This window comes from Streptomyces aureus, from assembly GCF_000725495.1.
In the GTDB taxonomy this organism is placed as follows: Bacteria; Actinomycetota; Actinomycetes; order Streptomycetales; family Streptomycetaceae; genus Streptomyces; species Streptomyces aureus_B.
Map to the genome: position 1 here is coordinate 15,544 of NZ_JNZD01000045.1, position 21,157 is coordinate 36,700.

Here is a 21,157-nt window from a genome sequence, read left to right on the forward strand (position 1 = left end):
TTCAGCCCTCCGAAGGGGCGAGGCGCTGGAGCTCCGCCTCGGTCGACTTGAGCAGGTCGTTCCAGGCGGACTCGAACTTCTCGACGCCCTCGTCCTCAAGGAGCTGGACCACGTCGTCGTACGAGATCCCGAGCTTCTCGACGGCGTCGAGCTCGGCACGGGACTGCTCGTACGTGCCGGCGATGGTGTTGCCGGTGATCTGCCCGTGGTCCTCGGTGGCCTCCAGCGTGGCCTCCGGCATGGTGTTCACGGTGTTCGGCGCGACCAGCTCGTCGACGTACAGGGTGTCCTTGTACGCCGGGTCCTTGACGCCGGTCGAGGCCCACAGCGGACGCTGCTTGTTGGCCTGCGCCCGGTCGAGGACGGCCCAGCGCTCGGTGGAGAAGACCTCCTCGTACGCCTCGTAGGCGAGCCGGGCGTTGGCGAGGCCCGCCTTGCCGCGGGCGGCCTTGGCCTCGGGGGTGCCGAGCGCGTCGAGCCGCTTGTCGATCTCGGTGTCCACGCGGGACACGAAGAAGGACGCCACGGAGTGGATCTTCGACAGGTCCAGGCCGCGCTCCTTGGCCTTCTCCAGGCCGGAGAGGAAGGCGTCCATGACCTCGCGGTAGCGCTCCAGCGAGAAGATCAGCGTGACGTTGACGCTGATGCCGAGGCCGATGACCTCGGTGATCGCCGGCAGACCCGCCTTGGTGGCCGGGATCTTGATGAGCGTGTTGGGGCGGTCCACCAGCCAGGCCAGCTGCTTGGCCTCGGCGACGGTCGCGAGGGTGTTGTGCGCGAGGCGCGGGTCGACCTCGATGGAGACCCGGCCGTCCTGGCCGCCGGTCGCGTCGAAGACGGGCCGCAGGATGTCGGCGGCGTCGCGGACGTCCGCCGTGGTGATCATCCGCAGGGCTTCCTCGACGGTGACCTTGCGGGCGGCGAGCTCGGTGACCTGCGGCTCGTAGCCGTCCCCGCTGCTGATCGCCTTCTGGAAGATCGACGGGTTGGTGGTGACGCCCACGACGTGCTGCTGGTCGATCAGTTCGGCGAGGTTGCCGGACGTGATCCGCTTGCGCGACAGGTCGTCCAGCCAGATCGCGACGCCTTCCTCGGAGAGGCGCTTGAGTGCGTCTGTCATGGAAATTGCATCTCCTACGTGTCGTATGTCAGCGTCAGCGCTGGGCTGCGGCGATCGATTCCCGGGCGGCGTCCGCGACGTTCTCGGCAGTGAAACCGAACTCGCGGAAGAGCACCTTGCCGTCGGCCGAAGCACCGAAGTGCTCCAGCGAAACAATGCGTCCGGCGTCCCCGACGAAGCGGTGCCAGGTGAGACCGATCCCGGCCTCGACCGAGACGCGGGCCTTCACCGAGGGCGGCAGGACGCTGTCCCGGTACCCCTGGTCCTGCTCGTCGAACCACTCCACGCACGGCATGGAGACGACCCGCGTGGGCACGCCCTCGGCCTGGAGCCGCTCGCGCGCCTCGACGGCCACGTGCACCTCGGAGCCCGTGGCGATCAGGATGACCTCGGGCGTGCCGCCCTCGGCCTCGAACAGCACGTAGCCGCCCTTGGCCGCGTCCTCGTTCGCCTCGTACGTCGGCACGCCCTGACGGGTCAGCGCCAGACCGTGCGGGGCGCCCTTGCCGAACACCTTGGTGTAGCGCTTGAGGATCTCGCGCCAGGCGATGGCCGTCTCGTTGGCGTCCGCGGGACGGACGACGTTCAGGCCCGGGATGGCGCGCAGCGACGCGAGGTGCTCGACCGGCTGGTGGGTCGGGCCGTCCTCGCCGAGGCCGATCGAGTCGTGCGTCCACACGTACGTCACCGGCAGGTGCATCAGGGCCGACAGACGGACCGAGTTGCGCATGTAGTCGGAGAACACCAGGAAGGTGCCGCCGTAGATGCGCGTGTTGCCGTGCAGCGCGATGCCGTTCATCTCCGCGGCCATGGAGTGCTCGCGGATGCCGAAGTGGATCGTGCGGCCGTACGGGTTCGCCTCGGGCAGCGGGTTGTCCGCCGGGAGGAACGAGCTGGTCTTGTCGATCGTGGTGTTGTTCGAGCCGGCGAGGTCGGCGGAGCCGCCCCACAGCTCGGGGATCACCGCGCCGAGGGCCTGGAGCACCTTGCCGGACGCGGCGCGGGTGGCGACGCCCGTGCCCGCCTCGAAGACCGGGAGCTTCTCCTCCCAGCCGGCCGGCAGCTCGGTCGCGGCGATGCGGTCGTACTCCGCGGCGCGCTCCGGGTTGGCGGTCCGCCAGGCGGCGTAGCCCTTCTCCCACTCGGCCTTCGCCTGGGCGCCCCGGTCGAGGGCCTGGCGGGTGTGGGCCAGCACCTCGGAGGCGACGTCGAAGGACTTCTCCGGGTCGAAGCCGAGGACGCGCTTGGTGGCCGCGACCTCGTCGTCGCCGAGCGCCGAGCCGTGCGCGGCCTCGGTGTTCTGCGCGTTCGGGGCGGGCCAGGCGATGATCGAGCGCATCGCGATGAAGGACGGCTTGTCCGTCACCTTCTTCGCGGCCTCGATCGCGTTGTAGATGGCGTGCGGGTCGAGGTCGCCGTCCGGCTTCGGGGCGATCCGCTGCACGTGCCAGCCGTACGCCTCGTAGCGCTTGACCGTGTCCTCGGAGACGGCGGTCTCGGTGTCGCCCTCGATCGAGATGTGGTTGTCGTCCCACAGCAGGACCAGGTTGCCGAGCTTCTGGTGCCCGGCCATGGAGGAGGCCTCCGCGGAGATGCCCTCCTGGAGGCAGCCGTCACCGGCGATCGCGTAGATGAAGTGGTCGAACGGGGACTCGCCCTGCGGCGCGTCCGGGTCGAACAGACCGCGCTCGTAGCGGGCGGCCATCGCCATGCCCACCGCGTTGGCGACACCCTGGCCCAGCGGGCCGGTCGTGGTCTCCACGCCCGGCGTGTGACCGTACTCGGGGTGTCCGGGGGTCCTGCTGCCCCAGGTCCTGAAGGACTCCAGGTCCGCCAGCTCCAGGCCGAAACCGGCCAGGTACAGCTGGGTGTAGAGGGTCAGGGACGAATGGCCGGCGGACAGCACGAAGCGGTCCCGTCCAACCCAGTCGGTGTCCGCCGGGTCGTGCCGCATCACCTTCTGGAAGAGGGTGTAGGCGGCGGGCGCCAGGCTCATGGCCGTACCGGGATGGCCGTTGCCGACCTTCTGTACGGCGTCGGCGGCCAGGACGCGGGCGGTGTCCACGGCCCGCTGGTCCAGCTCGGTCCACTCGAGGTCTGTGGTGGTCGGCTTGGTGCTCACCCTGGGTCAGGGCTCCTCTCCACATGTCACACATGTCGAAATGCCGGTGCACTGGGCGCCCCGGCCGTTGTCGAGCCTACCCCCGTGAGTACGCGCGTTTTTTCGAGTCATTCCAGACTGCCGGGACTCATCGGGATCCGCCTCCCGACTGGGCCGTTCCGTGTTCGGCACATGAATACGGAGCCGCTCGTCCGAGTGCTCAATCGAGTCTCGATCAGCTCTTCCGGCCGCACTCCTCAACACGGACGCACCCCCGCGAATGCCGGGGTCTGGGCAACGTCTACAGTGGCGTGGTACGCGCGGGCCTTTACGGGGATTTCATCCGGGGGCTCGCTGGGATGTCTCTGTCAGGGGTGTGCGTGACGGCCGTCGAATCCCGTCCAGCCGGTGTGCTCGGGACGAGCAGCAGCCGGGGCCAGCGGCCGTTCGGGGCCCGTGTCAAGGCGTTCGTGGCGCTGACCAAGCCGCGGATCATCGAGCTGCTGCTGATCACCACCGTTCCGGTGATGTTCCTGGCGCAGCAGGGCGTGCCCGATCTGAAGCTGGTGCTTCTCACCTGCCTCGGCGGCTACCTCTCCGCGGGCGGCGCCAACGCGCTCAACATGTACATCGACCGTGACATCGACGCGCTCATGGAGCGCACCTCGCAGCGTCCGCTCGTCACCGGCATGGTCAGCCCCCGTGAGTGCCTCGCCTTCGGCATCACGCTGGCCGTGGTGTCGACCCTGCTGTTCGGTCTCGCGGTCAACTGGCTGTCGGCCTGGCTGTCGCTCGGAGCGCTCCTCTTCTACGTCGTCGTCTACACGATGATTCTCAAACGGCGTACCTCCCAGAACATCGTCTGGGGCGGCATCGCCGGCTGTCTGCCCGTGCTCATCGGCTGGTCGTCCGTCACGAACTCCATGTCGTGGGCGCCGGTGATCCTCTTCCTCGTCATGTTCTTCTGGACGCCGCCGCACTACTGGCCGCTGTCCATGAAGGTGCGCGAGGACTACGCGCGCGTGGGCGTGCCGATGCTCCCGGTCGTCGCGAGCAACAAGGTCGTCGCCCGCCAGATCGTCCTCTACAGCTGGGTGATGGTCGCGGTCTCGCTGCTGCTCACCCCGCTCGGCTACACGGGCTGGTTCTACACCGCGGTCGCGCTCGGCGCGGGCGGCTTCTGGCTGTGGGAGGCGCACGGTCTGCAGAACCGCGCCAAGGCCGAGGCGACCGGCGCCAAGCTGAAGGAGATGCGGCTGTTCCACTGGTCGATCACCTACGTGTCGATCCTCTTCGTGGCCGTCGCGGTGGACCCCTTCCTCCGCTGAGAACCCCGGAACCCAGGGACGGGAGGGGTGCGTGGCCAAGGCCACGCACCCCTCCCGTCGCCCTTTGATCTACCCGTCGGTAGCATCCTGGCCATGGCAGAGACCCAGCAGATCGACGAGACCCCCGGCACCGCGCAGGACCCCAAGGCCGACCGTGCCGCCGCCAAGCTGGCGCACCGGATCACCGCCTTCTCCAAGGCGCACGGCGGGGCCGAGGCGCAGGTCGCGTACATCGGACAGCGCGGCGCCCGCATCGTCCTCGTCGGCGAGGACGGCGGCTGGGGCGACCTCGTGGCGACGAGCTACGAGATCGCCGAGAGCGCGGTGAAGAAGGCCGGGATCACCGTCCACGAGGCCTTCGACGGAGAGTTCGCGGCCAAGGTGAAGACCGGTCCGTACGAGTGGAAGCGCATGGCCGGCATCCAGGTCGGCGGTCCCTCCAACGACTGACACGTCACCCCTCGCACGGGCGGCCGACAATCGTCGGCCGTTCGCACGGGGTGTGCGCGACCAACACCTGACACCCGGCTCAGCCGTTAGGACCTGAAAAGCAACGGTCCCATCGCGGGGAGTCCGGATGATCGAAACGCCGTCCCTCGTGGACCAGTACTGCCACGGCGTGCTGCGGACGGAGCTGGGCCTCGGCACGTTCGAGGCCCACCTCGCCAGAACCGAGGCGCCGCCGGCCGCGGGCACCACCTTCTTCGACACCCAGACCGGTTTCGCCGTACGGCGCTGGTGCCCGCCCCTGCTGGGCCTGGAACCGCACTGCTCGCCCGCCCGCTATCTGGCCCGGCGCCGTGAACTCGGCGTCCTGGAATCGGGGCGCAGACTGCTGCGCGGCAGCGGCATCACCACGTACCTCGTGGACACCGGACTGCCCGGCGATCTGACCGGACCGGGCGAGATGGCCTCCACGGGAGACGCCAGGGCGCACGAGGTCGTCCGTCTCGAACTCCTCGCCGAACAGGTCGCCGACACCTCGGGGACCGTCGAGGCCTTTCTCGCCAATCTCGCCGAGTCCGTCCACGGAGCCGCCGCGAGCGCCGTCGCCTTCACCTCCGTGGCCGGGGTGCGGCACGGCCTGGCCCTCGCACCCGAACCGCCCGGCCCCGGCGAGGTCAGGGGCGCCGCGGGCCGCTGGCTGGCGGGCCGTCGCGTCGGCGGGCCGCTCACCGACCCCGTCCTGCTGCGCCATCTGCTGTGGAACGCGATCGCCTCGGGCCTGCCGCTGCAACTGCACGCCGGACTCGGGGACCCCGGACAGCGCATCGACCGCACCGATCCCGTGCTGCTCACCGACTTCGCCCGGGCCACCTCGGGGCTCGGCACCGACCTGGTCCTGCTGCACGGCTATCCCTACCAACGGCACGCGGCCCACCTCGCCGGGGCCTTCCCGCACGTCTACGCCGATCTGGGGGCCGCCCTGGTGCGCACCGGCGCCCGGTCGGCCGCCGTCCTCGCCGAGATACTGGAGCTGGCCCCCTTCGGCAAGCTCCTCTTCTCCAGCGGAGCGCGGGGCCTGCCCGAACTCCATGTGATCGGGGCGAGCCTCTTCCGCGAGGCCCTGGCACGGGTCCTCGGCACCTGGGTCGCCGACGGAGCCTGGTCACCGGCCGACGCCCAGCGGGTCGCGGCCCTGATCGCCGCGGGCAACGCCCGACGGGTGTACGGCCTGGAGTGAGCCCGCGCTTCCCCGCCGGTCCCCGCGGTCGACGGGCTCGTGGCCGTCTGCGAGGGGGTTACGCGCTGGTGAGGGAAGCCGTCGTCGCCGCGGCCGGGAGGTCGGTCAGGGGCTCCTGCGGGCGTTCGCGCAGGGCCAGCAGGACCCGGAGTACCCCGATCCACACCAGGCAGGAGCCCAGCATGTGGAGGGCGACCAGGGCCTCGGGGAGATCGGTGAAGTACTGGACGTAGCCGATGACGCCCTGGGACAGCAGGATCAGGAACAGGTCGCGGGTGCGGCGCAGGGGACCCTGGGGGGCGTCCACCGCCTTCAGGACGAACCAGAGGGCGAAGGTCAGCGTCACCACGATCCAGGCCAGCACGGCGTGCAGCTTGGCCACGGTCTCCCAGCCGACCGGGATGCGCTCGACCTTGCTGGAGTCACCCGCGTGCGGTCCCGCGCCGGTGACCACCGTGCCCACCGCGATCAGCAGGACGGAGGCGACGACCAGGAACCACACCAGCTGCTGCACCGACTTGCCGACGAGCGGACGCGGCGCCGCGTCGCCCTCGCGGGTGCGCTGCCACATCAGGGCGGCGACGGTGATGAGCGCGGTGGAGAGCAGGAAGTGGGCGGCGACCGTGTACGGGTTCAGACCGACCAGGACGACGATCCCGCCGAGGACCGCGTTGCCCATGACGATCCAGAACTGGGCCCAGCCGAGCCGGGTGAGGCCGCGCCGCCACGGCTTCTGCGAGCGCGCCGCGATGATCGCCCAGCCGACGGCGGCGCACAGCACGTACGTCAGCATGCGGTTGCCGAACTCGATGGCGCCGTGGAAGCCCATCGCGCTCGTCGCGGTGAGCGAGTCGTCGGTGCACTTGGGCCAGGTCGGGCAGCCGAGGCCGGAGCCGGTGAGCCGCACGGCACCGCCGGTGACCACGATCACGACCGCCATGACGAGCGCGGCGAGGGCCGCGCGCTGCACCGTCCGGGAGGTCGGGGTCCAGCGTTCGGCGATGAAGGCGAGCGGGTTGCGCACCGCGCTGAGGGCGTCGGCTCGGGTCAGGTTCTGCACGCGCACCATCGTAGGGGCCCGCTTGTGCACGCATTCACGAGGGTCCGCCCCGGAGCGGACCTTTCGGCCACTCCCGGCGGAACGGCCGTCACCTTCCGTGGGGGAGGCGCTCCCAGGGCGCGGGGGAGGCGGTCACTCCCAGCGGAAGAACCGGCCGGCAGCCGCGAGCCCCACGACCGCCCACACCCCGAGGATCCCCAGGTCGCCCCAGGGCATCGCGTCGCCGTGCTGGAGCACCGCCCGCAGTCCGTCGGAGAGCGCCGAGATGGGCAGCAGGCCGAGTACGTCCTGGGCGCCCGCGGGGAACTTGTCCAGCGGCACGATCACCCCGCCGCCCACCAGGAGCAGCAGGAAGACGAGGTTGGCGGCGGCCAGCGTCGCCTCCGCCTTGAGCGTGCCCGCCATGAGCAGGCCGAGCCCGGAGAAGGCCGCCGTACCGAGGACCAGCAGGAGCAGGACGGCGAGCGGATTGCCGTGCGGGGACCAGCCCAGCGCGAAGGCGATCGCGGTGAGCAGGATCACCTGGAGGACCTCGGTGACGAGGACCGACGCCGTCTTCGCGGTCATCAGTCCCCAGCGCGGGAGCGGCGAGGCCGCCAGCCGCTTCAGGACGCCGTAGCGGCGCTCGAAGCCGGTGGCGATGGCCTGGCCGGTGAACGCCGTCGACATCACGGCCAGCGCCAGGATGCCCGGCGCCAGGAAGTCGACGGCCTCGCCCGGACCGGTGTCGATGATGTCGGCCGAGCTGAACAGGACCAGCAGCAGCGTCGGGATCACCACGGTCAGCAGCAGCTGCTCGCCGTTGCGCAGCAGCATCCGGGTCTCCAGCGCCGCCTGCGCCCCGATCATGCGCCGCAGCGGGGCGGCGCCGGGCTTCGGGCTGTACGTACCGGTGGCGGTCACGGGCGCGGCTCCCTGCCGGTCGGCTCCAAGCTGTGCCTGGCTCATGAACGCAGCTCCTTGCCGGTCAGTTCCAAGAAGACGTCTTCGAGGCTGTGGCGCTCGACGGAGATCTTCTCCGGCATCACGCCGTGCTGGGCGCACCAGGACGTCACGGTCGCCAGCAGCTGCGGGTCGACCTTGCCGCCGACCCGGTAGGACCCGGGTGTCAGCTCGGCCGCCGTGGAGTCCGCGGGCAGGGCCTTCAGGAGCGAGCCCACGTCGAGCCCGGGACGGCCGGTGAAGCGCAGGGTGTTCTCGGCGCCGCCGCGGCACAGCTCCTCGGGCGAGCCCTGGGCGACGACCCGGCCCGCGTCGATGATCGCGACGTCGTCGGCGAGCTGCTCGGCCTCGTCCATGTGGTGCGTGGTGAGGATCACCGAGACGCCGTCGGAGCGCAGGTCGCGGACCAGGTCCCAGGTGGCGTGGCGGGCCTGCGGGTCCAGGCCCGCGGTCGGCTCGTCCAGGAAGACCAGCTCGGGACGCCCGACGACCGCCATGGCGAGCGCGAGACGCTGCTGCTGGCCGCCCGACAGCCGCCGGTAGGTGGTGCGGCCGCAGCCGTCCAGGCCGAGCCGCTCGATCAGCGCGTCCACGTCCAGCGGGTGGGCGTGCAGCTTGGCTACGTGGCGGAGCATCTCGTCCGCGCGGGCGCCCGAGTAGACGCCGCCGGACTGGAGCATCACGCCGATGCGGGTGTGCAGCTCGCCGGACTGTCTCACCGGGTCGAGGCCCAGCACGCGCACCGTGCCGGAGTCCGGCTTCCGGTACCCCTCGCAGGTCTCGACGGTCGTCGTCTTGCCGGCGCCGTTGGGTCCGAGTACGGCGGTGATGCCCGCCGAGGCCACCAGGTCGAGGCCGTCCACCGCGGTCTTCGTGCCGTACCGCTTCACCAGGGCCTGGACCTGGACCACGGGCTCGCTTCGCATGAGGAGCAAGTCTAGGGACGTCGCCGCGGCCCCGGACCGCCGGGGGCGGCGGTCTCGACGTCCAGGTCCCGGGGCCGGTGCACCGGCAGCCACCGCTCGGCGTACGCCACCGCGTCGGCCACCGGGAACAGCCGTCCGCGCGCCGCGCTCACATAGCCCTGCACGACGGGACGGTCCCGCTCGAAGTCGGAGCCGAGCTCCTCGAACATCTCGGAGCTGATCGACACCTCCCGCACCGACTCCCAGCCCGTGGGGGACGGCCGGCCGACCTCCACGACGGGGGAGGGGATGCGGTATTCCGCCAGGTGGAAGCTGGTGCACGCCTCGTAGCCCGCGCCCAGCAGCAGGACCCGGGCGCCGCCGGCCTCCAGCCGCGCCAGCGGGCTGCGCTCGCCGAGCCGGCAGTCGGCGGCGTGTCCGTCGGTGACCGCGGCGGCGCCGGGTCCGACCGCCGTGAAGGAGGTGTGCGGGTGCGCGCTGCGCCGGGCGCCGGGCCAGGTGCGGACCGCCTCGGGTATCACGCCGACGCCGCGGGAGGGCGTCACGCGCGGGTCGTAGACGGGCATGGTCGCCCGGATCGTGGGCCACCACTCCTCGGGGACCGGGGGACGGCTCCACAGGGCGGGGTCGGAGAGGTCGCCGGACTGCGTCGGGACCACCAGCGTGCCGTCCGGGCCGAGGGCGTCGAGCAGCCCCTGCACGACGGTCACCGCGCCTCCGTTGACCCATCCGAGGGCGCTGAGCGAGGAGTGCACGAGAAGCGTCTCCCCCGCTCGCACCCCGAGCGTGCGCAGGTCCGCGGCGAGGGTGTCCCGGGTGACGAGAGGGCCGGTCGGAGGGGGTGTGGGCATGGTCCGGGAGTCTTCCCGAACCCGGGCCCGCGCGCCACCGAATTGATCGATCAAAGATCGTTTGCCCAGGTCACCTTAGGTATGCCTAAGTGACACAGCGCACCGTCCGCCCGGGAGGGCGCGGCTTGTCAGGCCCTGAGGAATTACGCAACAATGGTGTTGTGAAAAACGTTGGCGAGGCTCGGGAGACCCCCGCGGGGGCCCCGCAGGAGGAACTCGCGACCGGTGAGCGCTCGACGCGCAACCGGGTCGTGCGCTCCATCCTGGACCACGGCCCGTCGACCGTCGCCGACCTGGCGGGCCGACTGGGCCTGACCCACGCCGCCGTACGCCGCCATCTGGACGCGCTGGTCGCCGACGACGTCGTGGAAGCGCGCGAGCAGCGGGTCTACGGAGCGCGTACGCGCGGCCGTCCCGCCAAGGTGTTCGCCCTGACCGACTGCGGCCGGGACGCCTTCGACCAGTCGTACGACAAGCTCGCCGAGGACGCCCTGCGCTGGATCGCCGAGCGCGAGGGCGGGGACGAGGCGATCCTCTCCTTCGCCCGCGCCCGCATCGCCGCGCAGGCCGGGGCGTACCGCGAGGCCGTCGAGGCCGCGACGCCCGAGGAGCGCACCGAAGCCCTGGCGAAGGCCCTCAGTGCGGACGGGTACGCTGCCACGGCGCGCAGCGCACCGGTCGGCGAGCAGCTCTGCCAGCACCACTGCCCGGTCGCGCATGTCGCCGAGCGGTTCCCGCAGCTGTGCGAGGCGGAGACGGAGTTCTTCTCCCAGCTGCTCGGCACGCATGTCCAGCGACTGGCCACCATCGCCCACGGCGACGGGGTGTGCACGACGTTCATCCCCAAGATTTCTCACGACACTCACAACGCATCCGCAAGCACGGCCGGGAGGAACCCCGCATGACGCTCCCCACGGAGACTGCCCACCCCGAACTCGAGGGTCTGGGCAAGTACGAATACGGCTGGGCCGACTCCGACACGGCCGGCGCCTCCGCCAAGCGCGGCATCAACGAGGACGTCGTCCGGGACATCTCCGCGAAGAAGAGCGAGCCGGAGTGGATGACCAAGCTCCGTCTCAAGGGCCTGCGCCTCTTCGAGAAGAAGCCCATGCCCAACTGGGGTTCCGACCTGTCGGGCATCGACTTCGACAACATCAAGTACTTCGTGCGCTCCACGGAGAAGCAGGCGGAGTCCTGGGAGGACCTGCCCGAGGACATCAAGAACACGTACGACAAGCTCGGCATCCCCGAGGCGGAGAAGCAGCGCCTCGTCGCCGGTGTCGCGGCCCAGTACGAGTCCGAGGTCGTCTACCACCAGATCCGCGAGGACCTGGAGGAGCAGGGCGTCATCTTCCTGGACACCGACACCGCCCTGAAGGAGCACCCGGAGCTCTTCAAGGAGTACTTCGGCACGGTCATCCCGGTCGGCGACAACAAGTTCGCGTCGCTGAACACCGCGGTGTGGTCCGGCGGCTCCTTCATCTACGTGCCGAAGGGCGTGCACGTCGAGATCCCGCTCCAGGCCTACTTCCGTATCAACACGGAGAACATGGGCCAGTTCGAGCGGACGCTGATCATCGTCGACGAGGACGCCTACGTCCACTACGTCGAGGGCTGCACCGCCCCGATCTACAAGTCGGACTCCCTGCACTCCGCGGTCGTCGAGATCATCGTGAAGAAGGGCGCCCGCTGCCGTTACACGACCATCCAGAACTGGTCGAACAACGTCTACAACCTGGTCACCAAGCGCGCCGTGGCGTACGAGGGCGCGACCATGGAGTGGATCGACGGCAACATCGGCTCCAAGGTCACCATGAAGTACCCGGCCGTCTACCTGATGGGCGAGCACGCCAAGGGCGAGACCCTGTCCATCGCCTTCGCGGGCGAGGGGCAGCACCAGGACGCCGGCTCCAAGATGGTCCACATGGCGCCGAACACCTCCTCGAACATCGTGTCGAAGTCCGTGGCGCGCGGCGGCGGCCGCACGTCCTACCGCGGTCTCGTCGAGATCGGCGAGGGCGCCCACGGTTCCAAGTCCAACGTCCTGTGCGACGCGCTGCTCGTCGACACCATCTCCCGCTCGGACACGTACCCGTACGTGGACGTCCGCGAGGACGACGTGTCCATGGGCCACGAGGCGACCGTCTCCAAGGTCTCCGAGGACCAGCTCTTCTACCTGATGAGCCGCGGTCTGACCGAGTTCGAGGCGATGGCGATGATCGTGCGCGGCTTCGTCGAGCCGATCGCCAAGGAACTGCCCATGGAGTACGCCCTCGAGCTCAACCGGCTGATCGAGCTCCAGATGGAGGGCGCGGTCGGCTGACGCCGAACCCTGTCCCCGTCAAGCCACTCACGTAAGAAAGCGAGCAGACCGACAGCCATGGCTGAGGCTCAGAATATTCCGGTGGGCAGCACGACCGCCGGCCAGATCGCGGTGGCCGCCGAGTCGACCGTCGCCACGCGCATGAGCGCGCCTCCGTCCTTCGACGTGGCGGACTTCCCCGTCCCCCACGGCCGCGAGGAGGAATGGCGGTTCACCCCGCTGGAGCGCCTGCGCGGGCTGCACGACGGCACCGCCGTCGCGACCGGCCAGGGCGTACGGGTCGACGTGACCGCCCCCGAGGGCGTCACCGTCGAGACCGTCGCCCGCGACGACGCGCGCATCGGCCGGGCCGGCACCCCCGTGGACCGTGTCGCCGCCCAGGCCTACTCGGCGTTCGAGAAGGCCGGCGTCGTCACCGTCCCCAAGGATGCGGTGCTCACCGAGCCCATCCGCATCGCCGTGCACGGCGAGGGCGGGGTCGCCTACGGCCACCAGGTCGTCGAACTGGGAGCCTTCGCCGAGGCCGTCGTCGTCATCGACCACACCGGTGACGCGGTCCTCGCCGCCAACGTCGACTTCGTCCTCGGTGACGGCGCCAAGCTGACCGTCGTCTCCGTCCAGGACTGGGACGACACGGCCGTCCACGTCGGCCAGCACAACGCGCTGATCGGCCGCGACGCCACCTTCAAGTCGTTCGTCGTCACCTTCGGCGGCGACGTCGTACGCCTGCACCCGCGCGTCGCCTACGCGGGCACCGGCGGCGAGGCCGAGCTGTTCGGCCTGTACTTCACGGACGCCGGCCAGCACCAGGAGCACCGCCTCCTGGTCGACCACAACACCCCGCACTGCAAGTCCAACGTCATGTACAAGGGCGCGCTGCAGGGCGAGGGGGCGCACGCCGTCTGGATCGGCGACGTCCTCATCGAGGCCAAGGCCGAGGGCACGGACACCTACGAGATGAACCGCAACCTGGTTCTGACCGACGGCGCCCGCGTCGACTCCGTGCCGAACCTGGAGATCGAGACCGGTGAGATCGTCGGCGCCGGCCACGCCTCCGCGACCGGCCGCTTCGACGACGAGCAGCTGTTCTACCTGATGGCCCGCGGCATCCCCGCCGACGAGGCCCGGCGCCTGGTCGTGCGCGGCTTCTTCGCCGAGCTGGTCCAGCAGATCGGTGTCGACGACATCGAAGAGCGCCTTCTCGTGAAGATCGACGAGGAGCTGGAGGCGTCGCTCTGATGCCCGACACCTTCGTGCGCGTCTGCGGGCTGAGCGAGCTGGAGGAGAACACCCCCAAGCGGGTGGAACTCGACGGCACGCCGGTCTCGATCGTGATGACCGAGGGGGAGGTGTTCGCGATCAACGACATCTGCTCGCACGCGAACGTCTCGCTCTCCGAGGGCGAGGTGGAGGACTGTCAGATCGAATGCTGGCTGCACGGCTCCGCGTTCGACCTCCGCACCGGCAAGCCGTCCGGCCTTCCCGCGACGCGCCCCGTCCCCGTATACCCCGTTCAGATCGAAGGGGACGACGTGCTCGTCTCCCTCAACCAGGAGTCCTGAGGCACCCATGGCAACGCTTGAAATCCACGACCTGCACGTCACCGTCGAGGCCGACAACGCCACGAAGGAGATCCTCAAGGGCGTCGACCTGACCGTGAAGCAGGGCGAGACGCACGCCATCATGGGCCCCAACGGCTCCGGCAAGTCGACCCTCGCCTACTCGCTCGCGGGCCACCCCAAGTACACGATCACCGGCGGCACCGTCACCCTCGACGGCGAGGACGTCCTGGAGATGTCCGTCGACGAGCGCGCCCGCGCCGGCCTGTTCCTGGCGATGCAGTACCCGGTCGAGATCCCCGGCGTCTCCGTCTCCAACTTCCTGCGCACCTCCGCCACCGCCGTCCGCGGCGAGGCCCCCAAGCTGCGCACCTGGGTGAAGGAGGTCAAGGAGACCATGGAGCGCCTCTCCATGGACCCCTCCTTCGCCGAGCGCAACGTCAACGAGGGCTTCTCCGGCGGTGAGAAGAAGCGCCACGAGATCCTCCAGCTCGAGCTGCTCAAGCCGAAGATGGCGATCCTCGACGAGACCGACTCCGGTCTGGACGTCGACGCCCTGCGCATCGTCTCCGAGGGCGTCAACCGCGTCCGCGAGACCGGCGAGGTGGGCACCCTGCTCATCACGCACTACACGCGCATCCTGCGCTACATCAAGCCCGACTTCGTGCATGTCTTCTCGGGCGGCCGCATCGTCGAGTCCGGCGGCGCCGAGCTCGCCGACAAGCTGGAGAACGAGGGCTACGAGGCCTACACGAAGGGTGGCGTATCAGCGTGACGCAGCTGCCGGGCCTCCTCGACACCGAGGCGATCCGCAAGGACTTCCCCATCCTGGACCGTCAGGTCCACGACGGTAAGAAGATCGTGTACCTGGACAACGCGGCGACCTCGCAGAAGCCGCGCCAGGTGCTGGACGCCCTGAGCGAGTACTACGAGCGCTACAACGCCAACGTCCACCGCGGTGTGCATGTGCTCGCCGAGGAGGCCACGGCGCTGTACGAGGGCGCGCGCGACAAGATCGCCGCGTTCATCAACGCGCCGAGCCGCGACGAGGTGATCTTCACCAAGAACGCCTCCGAGTCGCTCAACCTCGTGGCCAACATGCTCGGCTGGGCCGAGGAGCCCTACCGGGTCGACCACGAGACCGAGATCGTCATCACGGAGATGGAGCACCACTCCAACATCGTCCCGTGGCAGCTGCTCTCGCAGCGCACCGGCGCGAAGCTGAAGTGGTTCGGCCTCACCGACGACGGCCGCCTCGACCTGTCCAACATCGACGAGATCATCACGGAGAAGACGAAGATCGTCTCCTTCGTGCTGGTGTCGAACATTCTGGGCACCGTGAACCCGGTCGAGGCGATAGTGCGCCGCGCCCAGGAGGTCGGCGCCCTGGTCCTGATCGACGCGTCCCAGGCCGCGCCGCACATGCCGCTCGACGTCCAGGCCCTCCAGGCCGACTTCGTGGCCTTCACCGGCCACAAGATGTGCGGCCCGACGGGCATCGGCGTCCTGTGGGGCCGCCAGGAACTCCTGGAGGACCTCCCGCCGTTCCTCGGCGGCGGCGAGATGATCGAGACCGTGTCGATGCACTCGTCGACGTACGCTCCGGCGCCGCACAAGTTCGAGGCGGGCACGCCCCCGATCGCTCAGGCGGTCGGCCTCGGCGCGGCGATCGACTACCTGTCCTCGATCGGCATGGACAAGATCCTCGCCCACGAGCACGCGCTCACCGAATACGCGGTGAAGCGGCTCGCGGAGGTCCCCGACCTCAGGATCATCGGCCCCACCACGGCCGAGGACCGCGGCGCGGCGATCTCGTTCACGCTGGGCGACATCCACCCGCACGACGTGGGCCAGGTCCTCGACGAGCAGGGCATCGCGGTCCGGGTCGGTCACCACTGCGCCCGTCCGGTCTGTCTGCGGTACGGAATTCCCGCGACCACGCGGGCGTCGTTCTATCTGTACTCCACGCCGACCGAGATCGACGCTCTGGTCGACGGCCTGGAGCACGTACGGAACTTCTTCGGCTGAGGGGCTGGCTGGGACGTGCTGTGCTATCCCGGGGGGCAACCCCCGGACCCCCGGCCGGAAGGCCATGTATCGGACGCTGGGATGCGAGGTTCGCCGCAGTGAAGCTTGATTCGATGTACCAGGAAGTCATCCTGGACCACTACAAGCACCCGCACGGGCGCGGTCTCAGGGACGGCGACGCCGAGGTGCACCACGTCAATCCCACGTGCGGTGACGAGATCACCCTGCGCGTGAAGTACGACGGAGAGCGGATCGAGGACATCTCGTACGAGGGCCAGGGCTGCTCGATCAGCCAGGCCTCCGCCTCCGTGCTGAACGACCTCCTGGTCGGCAAGGACGTGTCCGACGCGCAGCGGATCCAGGAGACCTTCCTGGAACTGATGCAGTCCAAGGGCCGGATCGAGCCCGACGACGCGATGGAGGAGGTGCTGGAGGACGCGGTCGCGTTCGCCGGTGTCTCCAAGTACCCGGCCCGGGTCAAGTGCGCCCTCCTGAGCTGGATGGCATGGAAGGACGCGACGGCCCAGGCTCTGGGCGAGAGCGCCGAGAGGAAGACGGCATGAGCGAGAACACTGTGACATCGGACGAGACCGTCGTGACGTCGGACGAGTCCGCGGTCGCGGCGGCCGGCACCGCCGCGGCGGGCGAGGGCCTGACGTCGAAGCCCGCCTCGGAGGACGAGGTCCGCGAGGCGCTCTACGACGTCGTCGACCCCGAGCTGGGCATCGACGTCGTGAACCTCGGCCTCATCTACGGCATCCACATCGACGACGCGAACATCGCGACGATCGACATGACCCTGACGTCCGCGGCCTGTCCGCTCACCGACGTCATCGAGGACCAGGCCAAGTCCGCCACGGACGGCCTCGTCAACGAACTGCGCATCAACTGGGTCTGGATGCCGCCGTGGGGCCCGGACAAGATCACGGACGACGGTCGCGAGCAGCTTCGGGCGCTCGGCTTCAACGTCTGATCGTCCGGCGCAGGGAGGCGGCCCCTTTCCGGGCCGCGGTCCCGGCTCTCGGGCACAGCGCACGGGGCGGCACCTTCGGGTGCCGCCCCGTCGCGTTTTCCCGGTGGGGTGTGGTGTGGTGCGCTTCAGTGGGATGCCGTGCCTTGGGTGCCGTGGGTGGGGTGCGGTGCCGTGCCGCAGGTGGGGTGCGCGGGCTCAGGCCAGGCCGCCGACCAGACGGAACGCCGAGTCCTCCCCGTAGCGCCGGTCCCGCTCGTAACGCCCGAGGACGAGCTGGAAGTTGCGGTGGCGCAGGAACTGGCCCGGGTAGTTGACCGACTCCAGGCTGACGGCGCCCGAGCGGGAGGTCCGCGGGCAGAAGGTGGCGTCCTCCCGGAACAGCGAGGAGCCGTCGTCGCGGTCGGCGTGCAGGACGAAGTTACGGTGGCGCAGATAGGCACCGTCGGTGGTCGCGAAGGAGTAGCAGGAGGACCTCGCCAGTCCCGCGACCACCTTGAAGCTGGCGGCCCGCCGGGTCGCCGTCGAACTGGACGAGCTCACCTGGTCGAGCAGAACCTGACCGTCACTCACATGCCAGTAGCGGTCGGGGTAGTTGACCGCCTGGACCGACTTCAGCCCCGAGGCCTGGCGGGTCGCGGAAGCGGTGGGCCCCGGCTTCCCGGAGCCGTCCTTGCCGCCGGAACCCTTGTCCGACGGCGACGGCGACGCGGAGCCCGTCGACGAGGCGTCCGGCGAGGCGGAGCGTGAAGTGCCGGGCGAGGCGAGGGCGTTCTTGCCGGACGGGGCCCTGGCCGAGCCCGCGGGAGCCGCGGGGGCGCCGAGGAGGAACGGATTCGCCGTGTCGGACGCGGTCCGGTTCCCGGCGTCGCGCGCCGAGGCGTCGGAGGAGGCCTGTACGGAGACCACCGCGATCGCGGCGATGGTGACGGCCACCGCGAGCCCGCCGGCCAGCCAGAGCCGCCGTGTTCCGGGCAGCCTGCCCTCGTCGTCGGCCCCGACCGCCTGCCAGGGTGCCGGAGGCAGGGGGACGAGGTCGGTGGACCCCGGGTAGGGCGCGCCGCGCGGGGTGGGGCGCCAGGGCACGATCTCCCTGGAGGGGGTGGACCCGTCGGGACCGGATCCGGGCGTCACTTCAGGCATGCGCGTTCCTAAGCAGGGGGGAGGGCGAGCGCGTGAGCGGGCGAAGCGCGAGGGGTGAAGGGTGTGGGCGGCACACGGCGTGGGGTGGTCATGAAGACCCGGTGTGCGGCTGGTGAAACAGTAGTGGACACGGTGACCGGCGAGCAGTCGTTTCCCGCAGCGATGCAGGGATTTACACGAAGCTCTTTTCGGACAATCGATCACAGAGTCACGGGAGTTGGGCGGGGGAGCGGGCGCGGGAGCGGCGGTTGTGCGGGGGCGGTCGCGTGTGGGCGACCGCCCGGGGTGTGCGTGAGCGTCCGGCCGGGGTGTGCGTGAGCGTCCGGCCGGGTGTGCGCACCGGTGTGGCGGGTGGTCGCGCACCTGCCTCCGGGGGAGACTGCCGTCCATGGCTGTCTCCCTCTACCAACTGGTCGTCGACGCCCACGATCTGCCGGCGCTCGCCCGCTTCTGGTGCCAAGTCCTCGACTGGCAGGTGCTGTTCGAGGACGAGCACGAGATCGTCATCGGCGCCGACGCGCGGGCGCTGCCCGGAATCTGCTTCGTGCCCGTGGGCGAGCGCAAGACCGTCAAGAACCGTCTCCACATCGACCTCTCGCCGGACGACCGGGAGGCCGAGGTCGAGCGGATCCTCGGCCTCGGGGCGAGCCTGGCGGAGGTGGGACAGGGCGAGGACGTCACCTGGACCGTCCTCGCCGACCCCGAGGGCAACGAGTTCTGTGTGCTGCGGCCGAAGAAGACGCTACTGGACTGAGCCGGGGGACTCCGGGCCGCCGGGGTACCCCGGACCACCGGGTGCGGCGGGTCCACCGGGTCCGGTCGGTTCGGTCGGTCCGGTGGGCGTGCCGGGTCCGCCGGGCGCCTCCGTGACGGCGGCCGCGTGCACCAGTACGTCGGCCAGGCCCTCCCTGCGGATGCGCTGGTCGATGTACAGCAGGCTGCTGACCAACGGCATGAACACCAGGGCGAAGAGCTGGACGAAGAGCTTCCCGATCGTCGAGACCACGATGGAGCGCCCCATGGCGGGCAGCAGTTGCGCGTAGATCTGGCTCAGGTCCGCGGGCTCCTGCGTCGACGAGAGGTCGTAGGGCTGCGGGGCCGGCATCGCGATCCGGAGCGGCACATTGATCACGAGGGAGACGATGAACGTGATCAGACCGCCCAGCAGCAGGATGCCGAACGTACGCCACCACGCCCCGCGGACCAGTCGCACCGACCTGCGCATCGCCGTGACCGGGGACGCCCCCTCCAGGACGGCGGCGGCCGGGGCGAAGCTGAACCGGATGAACAGCCAGAGGGCCAGCGGTATCACGAACAGGATGACCATGGGGAAGAGCGCGAACGCCACCGTCGGGGCCCTGCCGGCGACCGCGCCCAGCAGCAGCATCCCGAACAGCACGAAGACGAGCACCACCGGTACCGCCACGGCCAGGGCCACCAGCAGCGTCACCCCGAGCACCGACGGGGTGCGCGACCAGGCCCGCCTCCACACGGCGGCGACCCGGGCCGGACGCCCGAGCACGGCCTCGTGCAGCGTCGCCGCGGACGAGGCCTGGATGAAGGCGCTCACCACCAGCGAGACCACCATGTTGACGACCCACACGGCGCCGAACGCGAACAGGACGGCCCGCACATCGGTCCAGTCGACGGACCGGGGGGCCGAGGTGATGCGGTCCAGCTCTGTCTTCGTCGACATGTAGGCGGCGTACATCAGGCCCAGCGACAGCGCCGCCAGGGCCGTGACACTCGCGAAGGTGATCCCGAACAGGGGCTTCGCGTAGCGGCGCATCGTGGTGAAGGCACCGCCGAGGATGTGGTCCACCCCGAGCGGGGCCAGCGGGATCACACCCGGCTTGGGCGGGGGCGGCGGCATCCAGCCCCAGCCGCCCGGGGCACCCCAGTACGGCCCCGAAGGCCCCGACGGCCCCGAAGGCCCCCACGGCCCTGACGGTCCCGACGGCCCTGAAGGCCCCCACCCAGAACTGTCCGACATGCCTCTCGCGCTCCATATGTTGTTGGGATGTTGTCGGGAATCTGTTCGACTCCGGCCCCCTGGTGATCGCGAACCATATCTGCTGGGGCGCCGGGTGCCCATGGCATATACGCGATCCATACGCGTCCCGCCGCCGCAGCGGGTCGCGCAAGCCCCTACGCGGCCCGCCGTCCCATGTGTACAGTCGTACACATGGGATATCTGCTGCTCGCCGGTGCCATCGCGGCCGAGGTCGGGGCGACCACCGCGATGAAGTACACGGAGGGCTTCAGCAGGTTGTGGCCGTCCCTCGCGACCGTCCTCGGATACGTCGTCGCCTTCGCCCTGCTGGCGCAGACCCTGAAGACCGTCTCGGTGGGTACGGCGTACGCGATCTGGGCCGGCGTCGGCACCGCCGCCATCGCCGTGATCGGCATGCTGTTCCTCGGCGAGGGGCTCACGGCCGCGAAGGCCGCCGGGATCGTCCTGATCATCGGCGGGGTCGTCCTGCTGAACCTCGGCGGGGCCCACTGATGTCCGGGCCCGGCGCGGCGGACGGCCGGCCCTGATGGCGCGGCGGTACGACCCCGGCCGGCGGCAGCGGATCATCGACGCGGCGATCCGGGTCGTGGGCGCCAAGGGCATCGCCGGGCTCAGCCATCGCTCCGTCGCCGCCGAGGCCGATGTACCGCTCGGCTCCACCACGTACCACTTCAGGACCCTCGACGACCTCATGGTCGCGGCCCTGCGTCAGGTGAACGAGGGCTTCGCCGAGGTGGTCGCCGCCCGCGGCACCCTGGAGGACAGCCGCGCGGACCTGGCCGCCGAACTCGCCGGCCTGATCGGCGAATGGCTGGCCGGCGACCGTACGGGCGTGGAGCTGGAGTACGAGCTCTACCTCGCGGCCCTGCGCAGACCGGCGCTGCGCCCGGTGGCCGCCGAGTGGATCGACAGCCTCGTCGGCCCCCTGTCCCGCCGCACGGACCCGGTCACCGCCCGCGCCCTGGTCGCCCTGCTGGACGGGATCTGCCTCCAGGTCCTGCTGACGGACACCCCGTACGACGAGGGGTACGCGCGGGAGGTGCTGGGGCGGATTCTGGGGGGTGGCGGGGGTGGCGGGGGAGGCGGCGCAGGGCGGTCGTGAGGGTGT

The 21,157-nt window shown here is 70.3% G+C and carries 22 protein-coding genes; 14 read left to right on the forward strand and 8 right to left on the reverse strand.

Features of this window, described 5'->3' with window-relative positions; translation table 11 throughout:
* Position 1 precedes the first annotated feature (1 nt).
* A complete protein-coding gene (gene tal / locus IO36_RS34225; protein WP_037625832.1) occupies positions 2 to 1,120 on the reverse strand; it encodes a transaldolase in 1,119 nt (372 codons plus the stop codon).
* 34 nt (positions 1,121 to 1,154) lie between these two features.
* Positions 1,155 to 3,242 carry a transketolase gene (tkt, locus tag IO36_RS34230; RefSeq protein ID WP_037625835.1) on the reverse strand — a complete coding sequence of 696 codons (2,088 nt, stop codon included), beginning with the start codon at positions 3,240 to 3,242 and terminating at the stop codon, positions 1,155 to 1,157.
* A gap of 353 nt (positions 3,243 to 3,595) precedes the next feature.
* Here tkt and IO36_RS34235 point away from each other — a divergent pair, with 353 nt between their 5' ends.
* From IO36_RS34235 to IO36_RS34245, 3 genes are all read left to right on the forward strand, one after another.
* Positions 3,596 to 4,549, forward strand: coding sequence for a heme o synthase (locus IO36_RS34235; protein ID WP_037625837.1), 954 nt, complete (start codon positions 3,596 to 3,598; stop codon positions 4,547 to 4,549).
* 93 nt (positions 4,550 to 4,642) lie between these two features.
* The gene (locus IO36_RS34240) at positions 4,643 to 4,999 is read left to right on the forward strand and encodes a hypothetical protein (RefSeq protein WP_037625839.1); all 357 of its coding nucleotides are present in this window, start codon (positions 4,643 to 4,645) and stop codon (positions 4,997 to 4,999) included.
* 127 nt (positions 5,000 to 5,126) lie between these two features.
* The gene (locus IO36_RS34245; protein ID WP_037625841.1) at positions 5,127 to 6,233 is read left to right on the forward strand and encodes an amidohydrolase family protein; all 1,107 of its coding nucleotides are present in this window, start codon (positions 5,127 to 5,129) and stop codon (positions 6,231 to 6,233) included.
* A gap of 58 nt (positions 6,234 to 6,291) precedes the next feature.
* Here the strand turns inward: IO36_RS34245 and IO36_RS34250 are convergent, their stop codons facing one another.
* The 4 genes from IO36_RS34250 to IO36_RS34265 all read right to left on the reverse strand — a co-directional run bounded on the left by IO36_RS34250 (position 6,292) and on the right by IO36_RS34265 (position 10,012).
* A complete protein-coding gene (locus tag IO36_RS34250; protein WP_037625843.1) occupies positions 6,292 to 7,302 on the reverse strand; it encodes a COX15/CtaA family protein in 1,011 nt (336 codons plus the stop codon).
* A gap of 123 nt (positions 7,303 to 7,425) precedes the next feature.
* Positions 7,426 to 8,241 carry an ABC transporter permease gene (locus tag IO36_RS34255; protein WP_051901164.1) on the reverse strand — a complete coding sequence of 272 codons (816 nt, stop codon included), beginning with the start codon at positions 8,239 to 8,241 and terminating at the stop codon, positions 7,426 to 7,428.
* Positions 8,238 to 9,161 carry an ABC transporter ATP-binding protein gene (locus IO36_RS34260; protein WP_037625864.1) on the reverse strand — a complete coding sequence of 308 codons (924 nt, stop codon included), beginning with the start codon at positions 9,159 to 9,161 and terminating at the stop codon, positions 8,238 to 8,240. The genes IO36_RS34255 and IO36_RS34260 overlap by 4 nt, the downstream gene beginning before the upstream one ends.
* 11 nt (positions 9,162 to 9,172) lie before the next feature.
* Positions 9,173 to 10,012, reverse strand: coding sequence for an AAC(3) family N-acetyltransferase (locus IO36_RS34265; RefSeq protein ID WP_037625845.1), 840 nt, complete (start codon positions 10,010 to 10,012; stop codon positions 9,173 to 9,175).
* 161 nt (positions 10,013 to 10,173) lie between these two features.
* Between IO36_RS34265 and IO36_RS34270 the strand changes: the two genes are divergently transcribed.
* The 8 genes from IO36_RS34270 (at position 10,174) to IO36_RS34305 (ending at position 16,895) form a co-directional block, all read left to right on the forward strand.
* Positions 10,174 to 10,917: a helix-turn-helix transcriptional regulator gene (locus tag IO36_RS34270; RefSeq protein WP_037625846.1), complete on the forward strand. Its 744-nt coding sequence runs from the start codon at positions 10,174 to 10,176 to the stop codon at positions 10,915 to 10,917.
* On the forward strand, positions 10,914 to 12,335 hold the full coding sequence (gene sufB, locus IO36_RS34275) for a Fe-S cluster assembly protein SufB (protein WP_037625848.1): 1,422 nt from the start codon (positions 10,914 to 10,916) through the stop codon (positions 12,333 to 12,335). Before IO36_RS34270 ends, sufB begins: the two co-directional genes overlap by 4 nt.
* Positions 12,336 to 12,392: 57 nt before the next feature.
* Positions 12,393 to 13,574 carry a Fe-S cluster assembly protein SufD gene (sufD, locus tag IO36_RS34280; protein WP_037625850.1) on the forward strand — a complete coding sequence of 394 codons (1,182 nt, stop codon included), beginning with the start codon at positions 12,393 to 12,395 and terminating at the stop codon, positions 13,572 to 13,574.
* The gene (locus IO36_RS34285) at positions 13,574 to 13,897 is read left to right on the forward strand and encodes a non-heme iron oxygenase ferredoxin subunit (RefSeq protein WP_037625852.1); all 324 of its coding nucleotides are present in this window, start codon (positions 13,574 to 13,576) and stop codon (positions 13,895 to 13,897) included. The genes sufD and IO36_RS34285 overlap by 1 nt, the downstream gene beginning before the upstream one ends.
* Before the next feature lie 7 nt (positions 13,898 to 13,904).
* Complete coding sequence (gene sufC / locus IO36_RS34290; RefSeq protein ID WP_037625854.1) at positions 13,905 to 14,669, forward strand: Fe-S cluster assembly ATPase SufC; 765 nt, start codon at positions 13,905 to 13,907, stop codon at positions 14,667 to 14,669.
* On the forward strand, positions 14,666 to 15,922 hold the full coding sequence (locus IO36_RS34295) for a cysteine desulfurase (RefSeq protein WP_037625856.1): 1,257 nt from the start codon (positions 14,666 to 14,668) through the stop codon (positions 15,920 to 15,922). The genes sufC and IO36_RS34295 overlap by 4 nt, the downstream gene beginning before the upstream one ends.
* A 98-nt stretch (positions 15,923 to 16,020) precedes the next feature.
* The gene (gene sufU, locus IO36_RS34300) at positions 16,021 to 16,485 is read left to right on the forward strand and encodes a Fe-S cluster assembly sulfur transfer protein SufU (RefSeq protein ID WP_037625858.1); all 465 of its coding nucleotides are present in this window, start codon (positions 16,021 to 16,023) and stop codon (positions 16,483 to 16,485) included.
* 89 nt (positions 16,486 to 16,574) lie between these two features.
* On the forward strand, positions 16,575 to 16,895 hold the full coding sequence (locus IO36_RS34305) for a metal-sulfur cluster assembly factor (RefSeq protein ID WP_037625865.1): 321 nt from the start codon (positions 16,575 to 16,577) through the stop codon (positions 16,893 to 16,895).
* 195 nt (positions 16,896 to 17,090) lie between these two features.
* Here IO36_RS34305 and IO36_RS34310 read toward each other — a convergent pair whose 3' ends face one another.
* Positions 17,091 to 18,035, reverse strand: coding sequence for an AbfB domain-containing protein (locus IO36_RS34310; protein WP_078943618.1), 945 nt, complete (start codon positions 18,033 to 18,035; stop codon positions 17,091 to 17,093).
* 388 nt (positions 18,036 to 18,423) lie between these two features.
* Here IO36_RS34310 and IO36_RS34315 point away from each other — a divergent pair, with 388 nt between their 5' ends.
* Positions 18,424 to 18,789 carry a VOC family protein gene (locus tag IO36_RS34315; protein ID WP_037625860.1) on the forward strand — a complete coding sequence of 122 codons (366 nt, stop codon included), beginning with the start codon at positions 18,424 to 18,426 and terminating at the stop codon, positions 18,787 to 18,789.
* Here IO36_RS34315 and IO36_RS34320 read toward each other — a convergent pair.
* The gene (locus IO36_RS34320; protein WP_158997670.1) at positions 18,778 to 19,908 is read right to left on the reverse strand and encodes a DUF7847 domain-containing protein; all 1,131 of its coding nucleotides are present in this window, start codon (positions 19,906 to 19,908) and stop codon (positions 18,778 to 18,780) included. The two genes, IO36_RS34315 and IO36_RS34320, sit on opposite strands and share 12 nt — an antisense overlap.
* 312 nt (positions 19,909 to 20,220) lie before the next feature.
* On the opposite strand from IO36_RS34320, the gene IO36_RS34325 reads away from it, so the two are divergent.
* Together IO36_RS34325 and IO36_RS34330 are read left to right on the forward strand one after the other, a co-directional pair.
* The gene (locus IO36_RS34325; RefSeq protein WP_037625861.1) at positions 20,221 to 20,541 is read left to right on the forward strand and encodes a DMT family transporter; all 321 of its coding nucleotides are present in this window, start codon (positions 20,221 to 20,223) and stop codon (positions 20,539 to 20,541) included.
* Positions 20,542 to 20,575: 34 nt separating this feature from the next.
* Complete coding sequence (locus tag IO36_RS34330) at positions 20,576 to 21,151, forward strand: TetR/AcrR family transcriptional regulator (protein ID WP_051901166.1); 576 nt, start codon at positions 20,576 to 20,578, stop codon at positions 21,149 to 21,151.
* The last annotated feature ends 6 nt before the right edge of the window (positions 21,152 to 21,157 follow it).